Origin of the sequence: Paenibacillus sp. FSL R7-0189 (assembly GCF_037969925.1) — a bacterium.
GTDB lineage: Bacteria > Bacillota > Bacilli > Paenibacillales > Paenibacillaceae > Paenibacillus_AQ > Paenibacillus_AQ odorifer.
Genome location: NZ_CP150223.1, coordinates 3,279,708 through 3,299,337 on the forward strand (window position 1 = coordinate 3,279,708; position 19,630 = coordinate 3,299,337).

A 19,630-nucleotide genomic window follows, 5' to 3' on the forward strand; every position below is an offset into this window, starting at 1 on the left:
GCCGAAACCCTAAGTGAAAAGGATGGTAATGCGTAATGATTAGCACAAGCGGCGTAACACTCCGCTACGGAAAACGCGCTCTCTTTGAAGATGTAAACATAAAATTCACCCCTGGTAACTGCTACGGTTTGATTGGTGCCAATGGTGCCGGTAAATCAACCTTTCTGAAAATTCTGTCTGGTGAGATCGAAGCAAATACCGGTGAGGTACATGTTACACCGGGCGAACGTCTCGCAGTACTCAAACAGAACCATTTTGAGTATGATGAATTCCCGGTACTTGAGACCGTAATTATGGGTCATACACGTCTTTATGAAATTATGAAAGAAAAGGACGCGCTTTATGCGAAGTCCGATTTCACAGAAGCGGATGGCCTGCGTGCAGGGGAGCTTGAAGGTGAGTTCGCTGAGCTTAACGGCTGGGATGCTGAGCCAGATGCAGCTGCCATGCTGATTGGTCTCGGAATTATGCGTGAACTGCATGACAAAAAAATGGCCGAACTGAGCGGCAATGAAAAGGTACGGGTACTCTTGGCGCAAGCCTTGTTTGGCCGTCCAAATAACCTGCTGCTAGATGAGCCTACCAACCACTTGGATCTCGAATCTATTGGCTGGTTAGAGAATTTCCTCATGGACTATGAAGGTACTGTTATCGTCGTATCCCATGACCGTCACTTCCTGAATAAAGTATGTACGCATATTGCGGATATTGATTTTGGCAAAATCCAGATGTACGTCGGCAACTACGACTTCTGGTATGAGTCCAGTCAGCTTGCGCAAGCTTTGCAGCGTGATTCGAACAAGAAGAAGGAAGATAAAATCAAGGAATTGCAGGCATTTATCCAGCGTTTCTCGGCCAATGCTTCCAAGTCTAAACAAGCGACATCACGTAAGAAGCAACTTGAGAAAATTACACTGGACGACATTCGTCCGTCCAACCGTAAATATCCGTTCCTTAACTTCAAACCAGAACGTGAAGCGGGTAAACAATTGCTGACAGTCAGCGGATTGTCCAAAGCGGTTGAAGGTGAAAAGCTTCTTGATGAAATTAGCTTTGTAGTAAATAAAGGGGATAAGATTGCTTTTGTAGGCCCTTACTCCCAGCCTAAATCACTGCTGTTTGATGTGATCATGGGTGAGCAAGAAGCGGATGCGGGCGAATATACATGGGGAGTAACTACAACTCAAGCGTATTTCCCGAAAGACAACTCCAGCTATTTCGATGGTGTGGAAATGAATCTTGTAGAATGGCTACGCCAGTATTCTAAAGATCAGGACGAAACTTTCCTGCGTGGATTCTTGGGCCGTATGTTGTTCGCCGGAGAAGAAGCACTGAAGAAAGCAAGTGTGCTGTCCGGGGGCGAGAAGGTTCGCTGTATGCTGGCCAAAATGATGCTCAACGGCGCGAACGTGCTTGTGTTCGATGAACCAACCAATCACTTGGATCTGGAATCCATCACGGCACTGAATAACGGGCTGATCGATTTCGATGGCACGATTCTATTCACTTCCCATGACCATCAGTTCATCCAAACCATTGCTAACCGCATCATCGAGATTACACCTACAGGTGTAATTGACCGCTCCATGAGCTACGATGAATATTTGGAGAATCCAGAAATTAAGGAAATGCGCCAGCGCATGTATCCTGTAGAAGTATAATATTTAATTTCCGCTATGCGGAAGGAACCCATGAAGCAGCTACTCTAATCCTTTTAGGATCAGGGTAGCTGTCTTTATAATTTCGATTTTGAAAAGTTATTAACAAGTAGAATTCTACGGGGAGTATACGCGGGGCTTCTAAGACGGGAGTCTTTAGCCCTTGAGTTTTCCAAAGCGCATGTTTTCAGCTGACTAATCGTACAATAAAGAGAATCAGTTATGAATTTGAAGAGTTCTAATCCATCCTATCAGGCAGGACGAACGTATAAACGGCTGCGTTTCCCCGAGGGATTCGCAGCCGTTTATGTTTAAATATAAGTAAATACTAAGATCCGCCAGTACGACGGCGTTGGTTGTTAGGCTTTTTGTTATTTTGGCTTTTTAGCGGTTTGGCGGAACCAGCCTGAAATGTGGATCCAGGTTTGGAGGAAGATTGTTGTTTCTTCTGCTCCAGTTTTTTACGGATAGCTTCCGCTAAGTTGATTTTTCCTTTATCGTTGCTTTCGCTCATTATGATAACCTCCTTCGAAGCAAGTCCTTACACTTTATTCTAATTGTTTTTAAATGCTGCCACAAGGGCAAGAATAATTGAAAGAATTCTTTTCCGTATTTTAAATAATCGGGGAAAAAGAGGGGGAGCCAAGATGACTGATATTTACGAAGATATACGTAAAGGGGAACGAGGAGCTTGGGTTAGCATAGCGGCTTACCTCATCCTATCATCATTCAAGCTGGTTTGCGGTTATTTATTTGCATCTAGCGCACTCGTAGCGGACGGGGTCAACAATTTAACAGATATCGTGGCATCCATAGCTGTGCTGGTGGGTTTACGGATTTCGCGGAAGCCACCTGACTCTGACCACGCTTATGGGCATTTCCGCGCAGAGACCGTAGCGGCGTTGTTGGCTTCTTTTATCATGGCGGTAGTGGGCATTCAAGTGATTGTAGAGGCGGTGCGGTCCTTTTTCGATCGTACAAAAGAAACGCCACAGCTCTGGTCGGCAGGGGTGGCTATTGTATGTGCAGTGGCTATGATGGGAGTATATATATATAACAAAAGACTGGCCAAGCAAATTAACAGTGGGGCACTTATGGCAGCGGCTAAGGATAATTTTTCTGATGCTATGGTCAGTGTTGGAGCCGCAGTTGGGATTGTAGGCGCACAGTTTGGTTTGCCATGGATTGATTCCGCAGCGGCTGTTCTTGTCGGACTCATTATCTCCAAGACTGCTTGGGATATTTTTCGTGATTCGACCTATCGGCTTACCGATGGCTTTGATGAAGATAAATTGATGGATCTACGCAGTACGATTGCTCGAACGCCGGGAGTAGAAGAGATTAAAGATGTGAAGGCACGGGTTCATGGTAATCATGTGCATGTGGATGTTGTAGTGGAGGTGGATGCGAATATTTCTGTGACGGAAGGTCATGGAATAAGTGATTCCATCGAAGAAAGAATGAGCAAAATGCATAATATTATGAATGTGCAGGTGCACGTGGAACCTAAAAAATAAATTAAAAATGCTATATTAAGGGAAAAACACACATATTCAAGGAGAAATCAAGACTTTAGACCTGTATGTTACCATAAAGTGGCATGATTATATGTGAAATTTGGAGCATGTTCCAAATCCCGGGCAAGCCTATAATGAGGGCATAAAGGAATAATGTAGTACAATCCTTTATTGAAATCTCATCATGGAATTTGGGGGAACGTATGATCAAATCACATAAGCAAATTACAGCATCTTTGTTAGTATCTGCTGCAATTGTTGCAGGTTTAGGAGTATCTGCTCCTGGACAAGCAGCGGCAGCCTCAAGTTCATCTAATTCAGTTACAGCAGCTTCAGCCGTTCAAACAGGTGTGATCGAGGCTAGTGTTCGCCTTCGCAGCACCCCTTCTACTGACGGAGAAATAGTGAAGTACTTGCAAAAGGGAGATCAAGTGCAGATCCTTTCGCAGCCTAACAGCTATTGGTATCAAGTAAAAACGGCTGATGGTTCAGTGGGTTATACAAGTGCAGGAGATAAGTATATCAGCGTATCCTCTGCTTCAGTAACGACACCATCGGCACAAACTGGCACCATTAAGTATGGTGTGAATCTTCGGGTTTCACCTTCAACAAGCGGAAAAGTAATGAAGCTTTTGAATAAGGGAGAAAAAGTAGAAGTTCTGGCACAGCCTAACAGTTACTGGTATCAAGTTAAAGCGGCGGATGGTAGCATCGGATATATAAGTTCAAGTGATCAATATAGTACACTTTCAGGAAACGGTGGGGGATCTGGAACGGTAACGCCTACACCAACACCTACACCTACACCCAATCCGCCTATAACAACACCGGGGGCTTCAGCCCAAATCGAACGGGTAATTGCTGCAGGCATGGGATATCTAGGAACGCCTTATGAGTATGGCTCCAGCAGAAATGATACAAGAACCTTTGACTGCTCGGACTTCATCCGGCAAATTTTTATGGATGCTGCGAATCTCAAACTGCCGGCGGATTCCCGTCAACAAGGAGATTGGGTGAAGTCGAATAGTACGATGGTTACGTCTATTTCCAATTTGAAGCGCGGCGACTTAATGTTCTTTATGGATTATAAGGGAAATTCTGCTTCTGCTTATGAGGGAATCGACAAATCTACAGCTAGAATATCGCATGTTGCTATGTATCTAGGAGATGGACAAGTTCTACAAACTTATTCCGTAGCTTCAGGCGGGGTAAGAGTAGATAAACTAAGCGCTTCTTGGATGAATCGTTTTCTCTACGGAGGTTCGGTCATTCGCTAAATATATGAAAAATGCAGGAAGCGACAGCATCGCATGTTTGTGACGGGTGAACGATGGCGGGCGTACGCGCAAGAGGGCTATCCTTTTAGTAGAATTCTCTACTGAGGGGGTAGCTCTTCCTGTTTTATCTGTTCAGAATATGTACTCTCCACATAAAAAAAGGGCAGTACCATCGGCCATTTTCTTGGCTCTTGGGACACCCTTTTTTCGCATATTGATAATTAAGGTAAGATCACGTTGGCTGTTACAGGAACCTTAACCCATGCTTTTCCTAACCAAGTGTAAATTTCTCTCCATTCATTACCCCAAGTGTCCGAAATAACTTCACCTGTTGTATCAAGAGTCTGAACGCCAAGCCAGCCTGCTGGAATTATACCTCCGACGGAAAAGTAGAAAGGTGTTTTCTCGGTCAGCACTATTTGTGGTGTTGCTGGAATCATATCCGCTGGAGTGATAATTGTTTCAAAAGAATTGCTGTAAGTGCTTCCAGTTACGGTTGCAGGATCCGTAGTAGTGTTAGTTACTTCAGCTGCTGAAGCTGTAGCAGCAATGGAAGCCATAAGACCTAAGGCTACTGTAAGGCTGGCGATTTTTTTCATGTTTGGTTCCTCCTAGTGGGGGTTGGATGTATTTTTTTCCAAAAGCGCTGTTTGCTAATATGCTAGTAAACGTAAATGATGCGTGATGAACCACCCATCCAACATTTCTTATTTTCTCAAGTGACATCCGTGCAGGAATGACCTATACTTTCTGCATGATGAATAAGATATATGGATAGATATGGGAGGGATGCGACAGTCACACCATTAAAATGAGGGGCTACTACATAGATCTACCTCTGCGTCCCGTGAAGAGAGAAATTACAAACAGAACCAGGAAGACGAAGAACAGGATCTTAGCAAGACCAGCGGCGGCGGCTACAAGGTTGAAGAAACCAAAGATTCCGGCGATTACTGCGACTACAAGTAGTATTGCGGACCATTTTAACATTACATATCACCTATCCTTTTTTGATTAATGTAGTCATTGTATAAACGGGGACTTTGATTTTGAAACAAAAGGGAAGAGGGACTCTTGACAAGACTCGACAAGATGTTTCGGCTTATGGGACCAGGGGTAACTATGCAGTATACAAGGCTGATTAGCCGATATTTATGAGATATGGAAGGGGTTATGAATATGATCATTGAACTTAGTGTAGCTCTCGTTGCAATTGCATTCGCAGTACTTGTTTTCTTTTTAATTAAAACCTTAAAGTCGGCAAAGGATTCACTCGACAAAGTCAGCCAAACCTTGGTGGAAGTACAGAAGACGATGGATGAGCTTACTTATGAAGTGAAAACGACGGTCAGACACGCAAATGAAATCACTGCCGATGTACAGCATAAGATTCAAAAGATTGACCCAGTTATCGATTCTGTCAAGAATCTGGGTGATGTTATGAATGAGCTAACCTTAACAGTCAAACAAGTGTCAGTCACAGTGATCGAGAAATATCGTAAATCGCGTGAGCTGAAGGAGAAAAGTAAGGAAGTATCTATAAAAGAAGCTCCTCTAACTCCTGCTGAAGAACGTACTGTTAACTCCTATGATGCCATATATACTGAGAAGTCACCGGGAAAAATAGCTACAGTGCTAAAAGGTGTAGACGTAGCTGCAACTCTTTGGAAGAAATTTCGTCATTAAGCATAAGATAGTAAAGCTTCTGTAATCGGTGGCTGCAGATAAGAAAGGTGGGACACAACATGAACATGATGATCCTTTTATTTGGTCTTCTTTTCCCATACTTTGATGCGTCTCCACAGTTGGCGCCTATCGCTACTTTTATTGAACAACCTAAGTCGGTTCTCGCATTTGAACATGCTTCAGAATCCAGCCCATATATCAATGACTTTGATTCTCTGCAAGGTGTTGCTTTATATGCCACAAAGGAAGAAATGTTTCTGGCCAAAGGCAATCCGCTTGCGGTGACAAATGATCCATTACAAGAGACGGTGGAGTACCACTACGCAGATGTGACAGTGGGTGTGGGCGAGGGGATGGTACTTTATGTACATGTTTCACCTCCGCAAGCACGGCAGTTTGGTTTACATGTAGATGGTGTAGAAATCGATCCTGTAAGAGATAATTTGCAAGATACTTTGGGCAAACCGTATTTTATAGCTGAAGATGGGGATGTATATATGAGAGGGAATAATGCACTCAAAATATATCGAAATTTGGCGGGTGAATTTGAAGGAATTGATTTATTTGATAGTATTTCTTCCTAATGTGTTTCATATTTGAGCAAATTGGTTAATAAACATAGGCTGTCTTTAGAATAGAGTAACCTCCAGAACCACTAGGTATAGTGGGGCTGGAGGTTACTTTGCTGAATACGTAAATTGATCCTATGACTATATTTACATATTATGAAAATAGAAATAACACTGTAAAATAGCGTATGATATAGTTAGTAGGTTTGCAGAATTTTACGGTCGTAATACTATTCGTGTGAGGTGAAGATGATGAGAATCTTAATCGTGGATGACAATCCGACTAATGTTATCATTATCCGTGAAATCCTGAAAAAAGAAGATTACCGAAATTTCGTAACCGCATCTTCTGCTAAAGAGATGTTGGAAAGGCTTGGAATCGGTTCTGGGAGTGAAGATGGACGTCCCCGGATGTCAGATATTGATCTGATTTTACTGGATATGATGATGCCAGAAATGGATGGGATCGAAGCATGTCGTGTTGTGCAGCAATACGAACATCTTAAGGATATTCCAATAATAATGGTTACAGCTGTAGGCGATTCTAAGAAATTGGCCGAAGCGCTGGATGCAGGTGCAGTAGATTATGTTACGAAACCTATTAATAAAGTGGAGCTAATGGCCCGGATTCGGCTTGCTCTGCGGTTGAAACGTGAGAAAGATTGGCATAAAGAACGGGATCAGCGAATCCAGGAGGAGTTGAGACTGGCTGCGCTTGTGCAGAATGCTGTACTCAGCCTGCCGCTGCAGGAAGAGAATTTCGAGGTGCATGCTATCTATCAGCCTTCCTCTGAATTGGCAGGTGATTTATATGCGTGGTATCCCCTTGGGGATGGCCGATATGGCGTAATCCTCCTAGACATTATGGGACACGGTATATCATCATCTCTTTTTTGCATGTTCCTTGCGTCAGTATTAAAGGATACGGTAACTACCTATGTAGAGCCGGAAAAGGTAATTCAGGAACTCAATCGAAGGTTTAACCAACTTTATATTGAGAAAAAGCTGATTCAATACTATTTTACGACGATTTATCTTGTGATTGACACTCGTATAAAGCGTATTGACTATGTTAACGCTGGGCATCCACCTGCGCTGTTTTTTGAGGGCACAGCTAAGACTCCGGTCTTGCTGGAAAGTAATTGTCACCCTGTAGGCCTGTTTGAACGGATTGATATTCAGCCTCAGAGCTTGACCTACGAAGATGAAGGGCATTTGGTTCTCTATACAGATGGTCTGCTGGAGCTGGTTGAGGGTGAACAGGAAGAGCAGCTGAAGTTCATGATTAAGCATTTAAATGTTGAGCATGAATGGAAGGAAGAAACTATACGGGCTGCTTTTTTCAATGCTGATGTTCCTAAAGAGCGTGACGATGACAAATGTATAGTGTGGATCTCACTGAAGAAGGGAACAGAATGAGGATGAAAATAAAGGCTAAACTCTTAATTGGTTTTAGTGCGATGCTGGCGATTATGCTGGCACTTACTATGATTGGATACGATCGTTTGGATTATATGAATGGTCAGCTTGAGGGTTACCAGGATAGATATATGAAGGGGCGTTCTTCTTCAGGTATGCGTGGAGAAGTGAATGATATGGCGCGGATATTAACGACGACCATGTTAAGCGCTGATACATCAACGGTAGAATCACAAAAAAAAGAGATTGATAAAAAAATAGCTAAGGCGAATGAGCACTACGACAAAATAAAAGAATCAATGACTAGCGCTGAAGAGATGCAGATCGTTACTCAAATTGATGATTCTTATACGATCTATCTAAATTATCAGGAAAAAATATTGAAGCTGCTATCAGCTGGTTATTTCCAGAATGCCAGCACGTATTCTAACACAGAGGGACAAGCGATTCAGAATGCGGTATTAAACGCTCTGAACAGTCTCTCTGATTATAATGCCTTTATTATGAATGAAGAGAGCGCAAAAGCTAAAGATGCCTATCAAAGCTCTACTCAGATGGTCATCTTGATGATGATTGTGGGTCTACTACTTGGACTTGGAGTTGTTCTATGGATCATTCCAAGCATTACGCGGGGGCTTAACGTCGTTTCGATGATGATTACCAGCTTCGGCAACGGCAGAATTCGGGCTATAAGGCGCATCAAGGTTACTTCTAAAGATGAGATTGGTGAGGTTGCCCTTGTCTTTAAGAAAATGGCTTTAGATCTTGAAGAGAAACAGCAAATGGAACAGGCCTATGCACAGGCGCAGAATGATCAATCCTGGCTGAATGCAAATGTTGCTCAGGTGACAGAACTTCTCCGGGGAGTTAGCTCATTGGATCAGGTCTCACAGACCTTTATCAACGAGTTCACCCCTGTGCTGGGAGCCCAGTTTGGGGCAGTATATTTAAAGGATGCTAACCGTCCCGATTTTCTGCGAAGCAGTGGTTATTATGCAGTAGATAGCGATAAGAAACCAAAGGAAGGTTTTGTGATTGGAGAAGGACTCGTAGGACAAAGTGCGCTTGATATGCACCCAATCAGATTGGAGCGGGCTCCTGAAGATTATATCTCCGTGAAATCCGGCTTTGTGGATTCACAGCCAGGATATATTTCCATTCATCCGCTTATTTTTGAAGACGAGCTGCTCGGTGTAGTAGAATTCGCTTCATTCCAGCCATTTAGCAGTCTGAAAAATGATTTGCTGCAACAACTTGCGAATAATTTAAGCATTATTTTCAATAATATTAGTCGTCGTCTGATTGTAGAGAAATTACTGCGTGAGTCACAGGCACTTACGGAAGAACTGCAATGTCAGTCAGAAGAGCTGCAGACTCAGCAAGAAGAACTGCGTCGTTCCAATGAGAACTTGGAAGAGCAGACGGACGCACTTAAGCGTTCAGAAGAACTGCTGCAACGTCAGCAGGAGGAACTGGAACATTACAATACGGAACTCGTCGCCAAGACTCGTGCACTAGAGGAGCAAGTGCAGGAGGTTGAGGAGAAAAAAGATGAAATTGAGCATGCTAAGGTTCAGCTAGAGAAACAGGCTATGCAATTATCCGTGACTAGTAAGTATAAATCAGAATTTATGGCGAACATGTCCCATGAATTGCGGACGCCGCTCAACAGTCTGCTGATCTTGTCCCAGCTGCTTACCGAGAACAAGGATGGTAATTTAACGGAGAAGCAGGTTGAATTTGCCCATACGATTTATATGTCAGGTGCTGACCTGCTTAAGATGATTGATGAAATTTTAGACCTGTCCAAGGTTGATGCAGGAAAAATGGAACTGAATCATGAAGAAATTAAACTGACTGAGCTGAAAAGCTTTGTGAAGCAGAATTTTGCTCCACAGGCGCTCAAAAAAGGACTCTCCTTACGGATAGCCTTTAACGAGCCGCTGCCAGATAGCGTAATTGCCGATAGTCATCGGTTGAAGCAGGTCTTAAGAAATCTGCTTTCCAATGCCTTTAAATTTACAACCGAAGGTTTTATCGAGTTTTCAGTTAGCCCGGCAGATACTAATCTCTTGCCACTAAATCTGCCGAATGATAATGAATATATTGCTATTGCTGTGAAGGACAGTGGCATTGGTATTCCGGCTGACAAAACAGATATTGTATTCGAAGCCTTCCAGCAAGTAGACGGAACAACCAGCCGTAAATATGGAGGCACGGGCCTGGGATTGTCGATCAGCCGTGAATTGGTTCGTATAATGGGTGGAGCTATTGTGCTCGAATCCCGTGAGGGACAAGGCAGTACCTTCACTTTGTATTTGCCGGTGAAGGCAAATTACAGTAAACAACCTGCAGAAATAGAAGCTGCTGTGTCCAAAGAGGATTCAACATATGATGAATATATTGGAGACATGCTTCCAACCTTAGTGCCAGCAGCCGTTAACGTACCCCTTCCACAACTGACAATTGAGGATGACCGTGACAATTTGACGGCGAATGACAAAGTCCTGCTTATTATTGAAGATGATGAAAGCTTTGCGAAAATCTTGCTAGACATGGCTCGTGGTCGCAGATTTAAAGGCTTAGTAGCGCTTCAAGGCGATATTGGACTGCAGATGGCAAAAACCTATTTGCCAGATGCGATTATTCTCGATATACAGCTGCCTGTAATGGACGGCTGGACCATTCTTAGAGAGCTGAAAAGTGCATCTCAGACCCGTCACATTCCTGTTCATGTTATTTCAGTGAACGATGAAGTGAAGCAAGGATTGATGATGGGAGCTATGGCATATCTAAGAAAACCATCTTCAAGAGAAGCATTGGAGCGGGCTTTCTCACAAATTGAGAACTATACGTCCAGCACTGTGAAGTACCTTCTCATTGTAGAAGATGATGAGATTCAACGTCGTTCCATTATGGAATTGATTGGTCATGATGATGTAGCTATTACCGCGGTATCAACCGGCAATGAGGCACTGATGGAGCTGCGCAAGCAGAGATATGATTGTATGGTTCTGGATCTTATGCTTGGGGATATGAACGGCTTTGAACTGCTGGATCAGATTCGTGATGATGAGGAATTAAACGATCTTCCTATTATTATTTATACAGGTAAGGATTTAGATAGCAAAGAAGAGACACAGCTCCGCAAGTATGCTGAATCCATAATTATCAAGGATGTTCGTTCTCCGGAACGACTACTGGATGAGACAACGTTGTTCTTGCACCGGGTAGAAGCCAATCTTCCGGAAGATAAACGTAAAATTTTGCAGAAGCTGCATAACAAGGAAGAGTTATTCGAAGGGAAGAAAATACTGCTCGTCGATGATGATATTCGTAATGTTTTTGCACTCTCTAGTGTACTGGAAGAATACCACATGGAAGTGAAGTTTGCGGAGAACGGACGTGAAGCGCTGGAAATGCTGGTAGAGCAAGAAGATTTTGATCTCGTGCTTATGGATATGATGATGCCGGAAATGGACGGATATGAAGCTATGCGCCGAATCCGTGAAATGCCGCAATATCAGAAACTGCCTATTATTGCGCTTACCGCCAAAGCAATGAAAGAGGATCGTGCCAAATGTATTGAAGCGGGAGCTTCTGATTATATGAAGAAACCGATCGCAACAGGTCAACTTCTTTCGTTAATGCGTGTCTGGTTGTATTCGTAAACTCAAATTTGGGGTAATACCTTTTTAAGAACTAACATGACTAGAATTACGGTGTGTTAATAAGGGAGTCGGGATAACAATGAAAGCGATAGAACACGGATATGAGGAGCAGCCCGTTATGGTAGGAAGTGACGAGTTGGAGCAAATTGAGATCGAGCTGCTCCTTGATGGAGTACACCGTTTATATGGATATGATTTCCGGAATTATGCGTTGCCTTCTTTGAAGCGGCGTATCTGGCATCATGTGCATGCGGAGAATGTACACAGCATATCCGCGCTGCAAGAAAAGGTGCTGCATGATCGTGCCTGTTTTGAACGATTTGTCTATAGTCTCTCCATTCCGGTCACCGAAATGTTTAGGGACCCGGGGTTATTTTTAACGTTTCGCCAGAAGGTAGTTCCGTTGTTGAGGACTTATCCCTATATTCGTATCTGGCATGCTGGATGCTCCACTGGTGAAGAAGTATACTCTATGGCCATCCTGCTTCATGAAGAAGGGCTTTACGATAAGGCTCGGATTTATGCCACAGATATGAATGAGCGTTCTTTACAGCAGGCTAAAGAAGGCGTCTATGATATTAGCAGAATGAAGCAATACACTAAGAATTATTTGGAGGCGGGAGGTACCCGGGCATTCTCTGAATACTATACAGCGAAGTATAACTCGGTTATTTTACAGCCATATTTACGCAAAAACATTATATTCGCTGAGCATAACTTAGCTACAGATACTTCTTTTAATGAGTTTAATGTTATTTTCTGCCGCAATGTGATGATCTATTTCAATGATGAGCTGCGTGATCATGTTCACGGCTTGTTTCATGAAAGTTTAAGTCGTTTTGGAATACTTGTTCTAGGCTCTAAAGAATCCATTCACTTTACGAAGTACAGCGATTGTTATGAGTCTTTGGACAGAGTAGAGAAAATATACCGTAACATAAAATAACGCATGAAGGAGGGTGGTCCTATGGGGTTTCAAGAACCAATTCATATACTACTAGTAGATGACCGTCCTGAAAATCTGCTGGCGCTGGAGGCGGTACTTGAAAGCCAGCATTATGAGCTAGTCAAAGCCACCTCCGGCGAAGAAGCGCTGCGGTGTTTGTTAAGGTATGATTTTGCTGTCATCGTACTGGACGTGCAGATGCCAGGTATGGATGGGATCGAGACCGCAAAGTTGATTAAAGCCAGAGAAAAAACAAAGGAAATTCCGATTATCTTTATCTCTGCGAATAGTAAGGAAGCGGAGCATTTATTCGCGGGCTATTCTGCAGGGGCTATTGATTATATGGTTAAACCCTTCATTCCACAAATTCTGAAGTCTAAGATACAAGGTTTTGTCGAGATGTATATTACGAGCAAAAAACATCAGACTCAGACCATGCTGCTGCAGCAAAAGACGAAAGAGCTGGAAATCATAAATAGTGAGCTCGTAAAGGCTAAGGAAGAGGCGGAAATCGCCTCCAAAGCGAAGTCGGAATTTCTGGCTATGATGAGTCATGAGATTCGTACACCAATGAATGGCGTAGTGGGTATGATTGATTTATTAATGGAGACTGACCTTGCTCCTGAGCAGAAGGAGTATTCCGAGATCATTCGGAAAAGTGCAGACACGTTGATTACGGTTATAAACGATATTCTTGATTTCACCAAAATGGAATCCGGTAAAATGGAAATCGAAGAGCAGCTGTTCGAACTTCGCACATGTATTCAAGAGGTGTTCAGCCTCTTTTCGGTGGAAGCGGGAAAAAAGAACCTGGAGCTCGCTTATTTTATCGATCAGAAGTTGCCTAGACTTTTATATGGAGATATGGCTCGTCTACGCCAAGTATTAATTAATCTGATTGCTAACGCAGTTAAATTTACAAATCAGGGCGGTGTCTATTTAGTCGCTTCCATCAAAGAAACATCTGGGCACAAGGTAGAAGTCGAGTTCACGGTCATGGATACAGGGATTGGTATTTCTCCAGAGAAATGCGACCGATTATTCCAACCGTTCTCACAGCTGGATTCTTCAATGACACGGAAATACGGGGGGACAGGGCTTGGTTTAGCCATATGTAAATCCCTTGTAGGCATGATGGGCGGAGAAATACGGGTAGAATCCATGGAGCAAAAAGGAGCTACCTTTATTTTTACGATTCAAGCATCCGTACCTGGAGAAGATTTGACAGGAGGTTATCAAGAAGAGGAATCGCCTCATCTTCTTCTTAATCAGGAGAGCAGAAGCCGAATTCTTGTTGTAGATGACCATCCTATCAATCAGCGTCTGATGGTTAGCATGCTAGATAAGCTCGGCTATGAAGCTGATATGGCTGAGGACGGGAAACAGGCTGTGCAAATGGCGCTTAAGCAGCCCTATGATTTTATCTTTATGGATCTCCAAATGCCAGTAATGGATGGCCTGGAGGCAACCGCCCAAATCCGTCGAGAAGGCGGTCCGGTGGCTGAGAAGACTATTATTATTGCAATGACTGCGAATGTCATGGATGGCATTCAGAATCGCTGTAAAGCCTCAGGAATGGATGACTATATCAGCAAGCCACTTAAGATGAGCAGTATTAAGCAGATTATCTCTCGGTATTCTAGCAGCGATAATCGGATGGCTGAACCAGATACATCTATTTTTCAGGCGTAACCCAAGATTTACTAGTTTATATTTTAATGTTATTTGTTTCAAAGGTAGGACTATGAGGTTATTAATATAGAAAATATTTATCAGGAGAGATCGTCTATGAACACGCATAAAAGTAATAAGTTTCACGCTAAGACAGAGACAAAAGAAAATGTATGTACGGTTTTCCTGAATGGTGAACTTGATCTATCCGTTGCTTCCGATTTCCGTTTGGTAATGGAGCCGCTTGTAGGGGATACGAAGCATGATTTAGTAATAAATCTTAAAGAATTAAAATACATCGATAGCACGGGTATTGGTATTCTACTTTCGATCCTGAAATCAAGACAAGGTATGGACGTTAAGTTTATGGTTGAGGATGTTCCTCCCCAAATTCAGAAGCTGTTTGACATGACTGGTATTACCAAGTTTTTTGCCTCCCAAGAGAATTCCCACTAGGAAAGGATAGAACAAAGAATGAGTGATGATGTGCAAAAAGTAATTCTTCAGCTGCCGGCTAGCGCAGAGTATGTGGATATTGTTAGGTTAAATTTATATGGTATTGCTTCAAAAATGGGCTTCACCTACGAGGATATTGAAGATATGAAGGTAGCTGTATCAGAGGCGTGTAACAATTCAGTATTGTACGCCTATGGACAACAAGACGGAATGGTTGATGTAATCTTTGAGGTGGGTGAAAGTGCCTTATCCATTACAGTCAAAGACGAGGGGGAGAGCTTTGACGGTTTGGAAGACTCGTCCAGTGAGCGTATGACACTGCATGATAAAGAGTTAAGTGACGTTCAGGTCGGCGGTTTAGGGTTCTACTTAATGCAAGCGTTGATGGATGACGTGAGCGTCGTAAGTGAGGCCGGAAGAGGGACGGTAGTAACTTTGAAGAAGCACCTTAACTTTAGCGAGGAAAAGGTATGAGTGATAAGGTGACTCCCCCCGAGTCCATGAATGAAGCAGTCACCCAAATTTGGGAATATCAGCAGACTAAGGATAATGAACGCGCAACAGTGCTGATACAGAAATATGAGCCTATGGTAAAAATGGCTGCTGGAAAAATTTCTCGCAACCGCCCCGACTTGTATGAGGATTTATATCAGGTCGGGCAAATGGCGCTCATCCGGTTATTACAGCAATATGATATTAGCCTTGGAATCCCTTTTGAGCCCTATGCGATGAAAAGCATGATTGGACATATGAAGAATTTCCTACGTGATAAATCTTGGTACATACAGGTACCTAGACGGATTAAAGAAAAGGGAGCACTTGTTCAACACGCGATTGACGAACTAACAGTGAAGCTGGAACGTTCGCCTGCGGTGGATGAGATTGCTCATTATCTTGATTTGTCTGTTGAAGAAACTGTAGAAGTACTGGCGGGCAGAGAATGTTATCATTACGTCTCCCTAGACTCGCCCCTTTCTCAAGAGGAGACAGGAGCTACACTAGGCGAGCTGATCAGCTCTGACGCAAATGATTACGAGACCGTAGAGAAACGTATGGATTTGCAACAAGCACTAGGTCAATTGAAGGAACAGGAGCAGCAGGTGCTGCTGTTAGCGTTCCAAGATGGACAATCCCAGCGGGCGATCGCCCAGAAGCTGGGGGTATCACAGATGAGCGTTTCACGCATACAGAAGCGGGCCACTGAGAAGTTAAAGCAGATTATGGCCAACTCTTCCTATTGAGTTCCTGTATGGGTAGTATACATTTTCGACGATAAGGACATGCCTCTCTCCGCTGACTGGAGACCCGCATGTCCTTTATTTGTATACTGTTGTAGACTTATTCCCCCGCTTGTCCGTCCAACCTAGAGGATTAGACGGACAAGCGGGGGAAGCGGTCGATAGTTGGGGAATAGATCGATAGTCTTGCGGTTAGCTATTAGCATCAATGTATTTTTTAATTTCGCCAAGATACTCTCCGATTACTGGAACATTAAGAAAAAGACTAAGAATGTAGCCTAATAAACCAAGGACTACAAATGTTCCGAGAGATAGTCCAAGTCCCCGAGATATACCGGCCATCAGGTTTGTGATGATTCTTTTTTTCGGATCTGAATAGTTGTCGAGAATGTCCTTGAATTCTGATTTTTCCAGTGAGTGAGCGATCTTATCAAGACGACTGTTTAAGCGTTTCACTTCATGTCGCAACTCGAAAGGATGTTCATCAATTTCATAAGGTTTTGTTTGGTTATTTGAATCTGCCATGCGCCATCCCTGCTTTCTATAGCCCGAACGGGCATAATTAAATGTCTAGTTGTATCTGCTGATGTGAATAAAGGTATAACTAAACAACAGCCAGCTGCGGTCAGCTGGCTGTTGTTTGTTAAAGTGATAGCTGTATGATGCCGCAGATTAGTAATTGGATTTATAGGAGGATTTTACATCCTCTTTCGCATCCTTAGCCTGATTGGCAACCTCTTTAGAGGATGCTTTGGCTTCATCAGCTACGTCTTTAGAGGCGTCTTTAACATCCGAGCTTACATTGCTTGAGGCTTCACTTACAGTGTCACCAATTTTACTTCCAGCCTCTTGAAGAGTGGCGGCAATCTGTTGTTTGCTGTCACTGACAGTGGTATAGATATCAGAGGCTTTATCTGATACCGTACTAGCCAAATCGGTTGCTTTTTCGCCAACGGTTGTCGCAATAGCTTTGGTTTTGTCAGTTACGGCACCAGCAACTTCTTTGGTCTTGTCTGTAGCTAGAGAAAGTTTATCTGACAGATCACTGCGCATTTCACGGCCAGGCTTTGGTGCAAATAGCAAGGCTGCTGCGGCACCAATTAAGCTACCGATAAAGATACCTTTTAATAAGCTGCTTCCGTTCTCTACTTCATGTTCTACGTTACTCATCACCAATCACTCCTTATAATTTATCTTACTTCGTATATAAACTTTGGCGTATGGGCTGAAACAGTTGAAGAGCAAGGGGGAGATTACGGGAGGTTAAGGGAGGATACGGTAACCTAGATGGCTTTAGGTCATATAAACCGCGTTTTTGAGGCTTTATCAACATTTGTTTATGCGCAAAAAAAGAAGGGTGAAGACAGGCTGTGATATGCAGCATATGTCTCCATCCTTCCACGATTGAATTTAGAATGTTACGGATTAATCATTAACGGCTTGGAGTACCGCATAGCCGAATTCAGGCAGATTCAGATGCAGCTGGGATGTGGAGGATTCAGTCCGCTTCTGCGTCTTTAGGTTTACCCATATCATGTCTGCCCCGGTTACAGGAATGATGACATCGGCCATAACATCTTCATTATTCAATACGATTATGAATCGGCTTTGTTTGTCCCACCGCTCATATACAAGCAGCTTTGGATAACCCGGAATCTCCAGCGCTTTAAATCCACTGCTCCGGAATGCGGGATGAGATTTACGAAGGCTGATCGTCCAGCGATAGTATTCGAGCAATTCTTGATTCTGTTTCTGGGAGTCCCACTCCATGCATTTTCGGTTGTCCGGGTCGTATCCGCCATCCATGCCGATTTCATCGCCATAATAAATACAGGGTGCTCCCTGAAAGGTCATCTGGAACAAAACGGCCAGCTTTAACTTCCTGATGTCACCGCCACAAAGTGTCAGGAAACGAACTGTATCATGGCTGTCTAGCAGATTAAAGGCTGCTTCCGTAATTTGTTGCGGATAATTCGCTAGCATAGTAGCAACCGACTGAGAGAATTGTGCAGCATTGATCTGTCCGTGGGCGAAAAAATTAATTTGAATATTCGTTAGCGGGTAATTCATAACGGCGTCAAACTGATCGCCAAGCAGCCACGGCAAGGAATCATGCATGATTTCTCCTACGAGATAGGCCTCTGGATTAACGCTTTTGATCGTACTGCGGAATTGCCGCCAGAACGAATGTGAGACTTCATTTGCGACATCAAGCCGCCAGCCGTCTATACCGATTTCCTCGATCCAATAGCGGCCTGCATTCAGTAGATATTCTATGACTTCAGGATTCTCAGTGTTGAATTTAGGCATGATAGGCTCGAATGCAAATGTGTCATAGGTGGGAATTCCGTCGATGACCTGTGGCGGCCACTCGCGTACATGGAACCAATCGGCATAACGCGAAGATTGCCCGTTCGCGAGCAGATCAACAAATGGCGGGAAGGTATGGCCGCAATGATTAAAGACACCGTCCAGGATGACACGGATGCCTTTGGAATGACAGGAGTCCACAAACTCTTTCAGCAATGTGTTGCTGCCAAAATGAGGATCGACCAAGTAATAATCTTCTGTATCGTATTTATGATTGGTGGTTGCCGCAAATAGAGGATTAAAATATATAGCATTGATGCCCAATTCACAGAGATAATCCAAATGATCTAGTACACCCTGCAAGTCTCCTCCGAAGAAATTCCGAGGACTCGGTGTGCCGCCCCATTCGAGTACATCTGTCGGATCGTTGGTGGGATCACCATTCGCGAAACGCTCCGGGAATATTTGATAAAATACTGCATCTTTCACCCAAGATGGAGGGGAGTGCACATCTTCACGATTCAAAAATGGAAAGTCGAACAGACCCTCATATACAACAGCAGGTGGCTCTGGATAAAATCCTTTTTCCAAAAAATAAAGGACTTCGTCTTTGTTATAAAGCGCAAAGTAATACGCGAGTCTGCGGTAAACAGGACGGACGGAGGCTTGCCAGTAATCGAACAAGCCGTCAGAAGCGAGGCGCTGCATTGGAATGACCTCATGCGTTTTGTCCCAGCCAAATTTATCTCCACAGAAAAGGTCGATCTGTGATACGTTGTCCCGCTTAGTTCTTAGGCGAATATGAAGTGTAGACTCATCGTAGGCATATGACCAATTTTGTCCCATACGGTGATAAACGGCTTCCGGTTGAATCATACTCATTTTCCATCCCTTCGGGCATGTAAACGCAAAAAAGGGCCAACCTCATGATTTTCAGAGGTTGAACCCTTGGCGGTTTCATTGCCTTTAAATTTGTCTGCATCTTACCATAACCCTCAAGAGCAAAGCAAGAGGTTATTTCACAAGAATTTACAATATGGAATATTTAGTATGTGGTAGGAATAAAGAGAAAATAAGAGAAAAGATAAGATAAACTTTGTTAAACCGTCTTGTTTGGACTTATACCCTGATTGCAATCAAAATTATGGATATTATAGAATGAGTGCGAACGAACTTGATTTTTCATAACACGCATTCAAATTAAAGGCACTG

18 protein-coding genes are annotated in these 19,630 nt (G+C 43.3%); 12 read left to right on the forward strand and 6 right to left on the reverse strand.

The window, feature by feature from the left end; translation table 11 throughout:
* Positions 1–35 precede the first annotated feature (35 nt).
* Positions 36–1,661 (forward strand): ATP-binding cassette domain-containing protein, encoded by a 1,626-nt coding sequence (locus MKY63_RS14260; protein ID WP_036680232.1) that lies wholly within the window; start codon positions 36–38, stop codon positions 1,659–1,661.
* A 325-nt stretch (positions 1,662–1,986) separates the two neighbouring features.
* Here MKY63_RS14260 and MKY63_RS14265 read toward each other — a convergent pair whose 3' ends face one another.
* Entirely contained in the window at positions 1,987–2,172 is a 186-nt protein-coding gene (locus MKY63_RS14265) for a hypothetical protein (protein WP_036680230.1), read from the reverse strand.
* A 133-nt stretch (positions 2,173–2,305) separates the two neighbouring features.
* Here MKY63_RS14265 and MKY63_RS14270 point away from each other — a divergent pair, with 133 nt between their 5' ends.
* Together MKY63_RS14270 and MKY63_RS14275 are read left to right on the forward strand one after the other, a co-directional pair.
* Positions 2,306–3,175, forward strand: a complete 870-nt coding sequence (locus tag MKY63_RS14270) for a cation diffusion facilitator family transporter (RefSeq protein WP_339813294.1) — start codon at positions 2,306–2,308, stop codon at positions 3,173–3,175.
* 203 nt (positions 3,176–3,378) lie between these two features.
* Positions 3,379–4,452, forward strand: coding sequence for an SH3 domain-containing C40 family peptidase (locus MKY63_RS14275; protein WP_038573331.1), 1,074 nt, complete (start codon positions 3,379–3,381; stop codon positions 4,450–4,452).
* A 221-nt stretch (positions 4,453–4,673) separates the two neighbouring features.
* Here MKY63_RS14275 and MKY63_RS14280 read toward each other — a convergent pair whose 3' ends face one another.
* Together MKY63_RS14280 and MKY63_RS14285 are read right to left on the reverse strand one after the other, a co-directional pair.
* On the reverse strand, positions 4,674–5,051 hold the full coding sequence (locus tag MKY63_RS14280) for a hypothetical protein (protein WP_036680226.1): 378 nt from the start codon (positions 5,049–5,051) through the stop codon (positions 4,674–4,676).
* Positions 5,052–5,274: 223 nt separating this feature from the next.
* Positions 5,275–5,442, reverse strand: coding sequence for a DUF1328 domain-containing protein (locus MKY63_RS14285; RefSeq protein WP_036680225.1), 168 nt, complete (start codon positions 5,440–5,442; stop codon positions 5,275–5,277).
* 189 nt (positions 5,443–5,631) lie between these two features.
* Here MKY63_RS14285 and MKY63_RS14290 point away from each other — a divergent pair, with 189 nt between their 5' ends.
* The 9 genes from MKY63_RS14290 (at position 5,632) to MKY63_RS14330 (ending at position 16,111) form a co-directional block, all read left to right on the forward strand.
* Entirely contained in the window at positions 5,632–6,138 is a 507-nt protein-coding gene (locus MKY63_RS14290) for a DUF948 domain-containing protein (RefSeq protein ID WP_076146325.1), read from the forward strand.
* Between the two features lie 59 nt (positions 6,139–6,197).
* Positions 6,198–6,722 carry a hypothetical protein gene (locus tag MKY63_RS14295; protein WP_051491114.1) on the forward strand — a complete coding sequence of 175 codons (525 nt, stop codon included), beginning with the start codon at positions 6,198–6,200 and terminating at the stop codon, positions 6,720–6,722.
* Between the two features lie 237 nt (positions 6,723–6,959).
* Entirely contained in the window at positions 6,960–8,126 is a 1,167-nt protein-coding gene (locus MKY63_RS14300) for a fused response regulator/phosphatase (RefSeq protein WP_038573328.1), read from the forward strand.
* Between the two features lie 2 nt (positions 8,127–8,128).
* Positions 8,129–11,797: a response regulator gene (locus MKY63_RS14305; protein WP_339813529.1), complete on the forward strand. Its 3,669-nt coding sequence runs from the start codon at positions 8,129–8,131 to the stop codon at positions 11,795–11,797.
* Between the two features lie 79 nt (positions 11,798–11,876).
* Positions 11,877–12,743: a protein-glutamate O-methyltransferase CheR gene (locus tag MKY63_RS14310; protein ID WP_051491113.1), complete on the forward strand. Its 867-nt coding sequence runs from the start codon at positions 11,877–11,879 to the stop codon at positions 12,741–12,743.
* Between the two features lie 21 nt (positions 12,744–12,764).
* On the forward strand, positions 12,765–14,435 hold the full coding sequence (locus tag MKY63_RS14315; protein WP_339813299.1) for a response regulator: 1,671 nt from the start codon (positions 12,765–12,767) through the stop codon (positions 14,433–14,435).
* 96 nt (positions 14,436–14,531) lie between these two features.
* Complete coding sequence (locus MKY63_RS14320) at positions 14,532–14,870, forward strand: STAS domain-containing protein (RefSeq protein ID WP_036680220.1); 339 nt, start codon at positions 14,532–14,534, stop codon at positions 14,868–14,870.
* An 18-nt stretch (positions 14,871–14,888) separates the two neighbouring features.
* Positions 14,889–15,344 carry an anti-sigma B factor RsbW gene (gene rsbW / locus MKY63_RS14325; protein WP_036680217.1) on the forward strand — a complete coding sequence of 152 codons (456 nt, stop codon included), beginning with the start codon at positions 14,889–14,891 and terminating at the stop codon, positions 15,342–15,344.
* Complete coding sequence (locus MKY63_RS14330) at positions 15,341–16,111, forward strand: sigma-70 family RNA polymerase sigma factor (protein WP_036680216.1); 771 nt, start codon at positions 15,341–15,343, stop codon at positions 16,109–16,111. The genes rsbW and MKY63_RS14330 overlap by 4 nt, the downstream gene beginning before the upstream one ends.
* Positions 16,112–16,300: 189 nt before the next feature.
* Here the strand turns inward: MKY63_RS14330 and MKY63_RS14335 are convergent, their stop codons facing one another.
* The 3 genes from MKY63_RS14335 to MKY63_RS14345 form a co-directional block, all read right to left on the reverse strand.
* Positions 16,301–16,633 (reverse strand): DUF5665 domain-containing protein, encoded by a 333-nt coding sequence (locus MKY63_RS14335; RefSeq protein WP_036680215.1) that lies wholly within the window; start codon positions 16,631–16,633, stop codon positions 16,301–16,303.
* Positions 16,634–16,780: 147 nt separating this feature from the next.
* Positions 16,781–17,278, reverse strand: coding sequence for a YtxH domain-containing protein (locus tag MKY63_RS14340; RefSeq protein ID WP_038573324.1), 498 nt, complete (start codon positions 17,276–17,278; stop codon positions 16,781–16,783).
* A 255-nt stretch (positions 17,279–17,533) separates the two neighbouring features.
* Positions 17,534–19,294, reverse strand: coding sequence for a glycoside hydrolase family 13 protein (locus tag MKY63_RS14345; RefSeq protein ID WP_036680341.1), 1,761 nt, complete (start codon positions 19,292–19,294; stop codon positions 17,534–17,536).
* Positions 19,295–19,630: the final 336 nt, after the last annotated feature.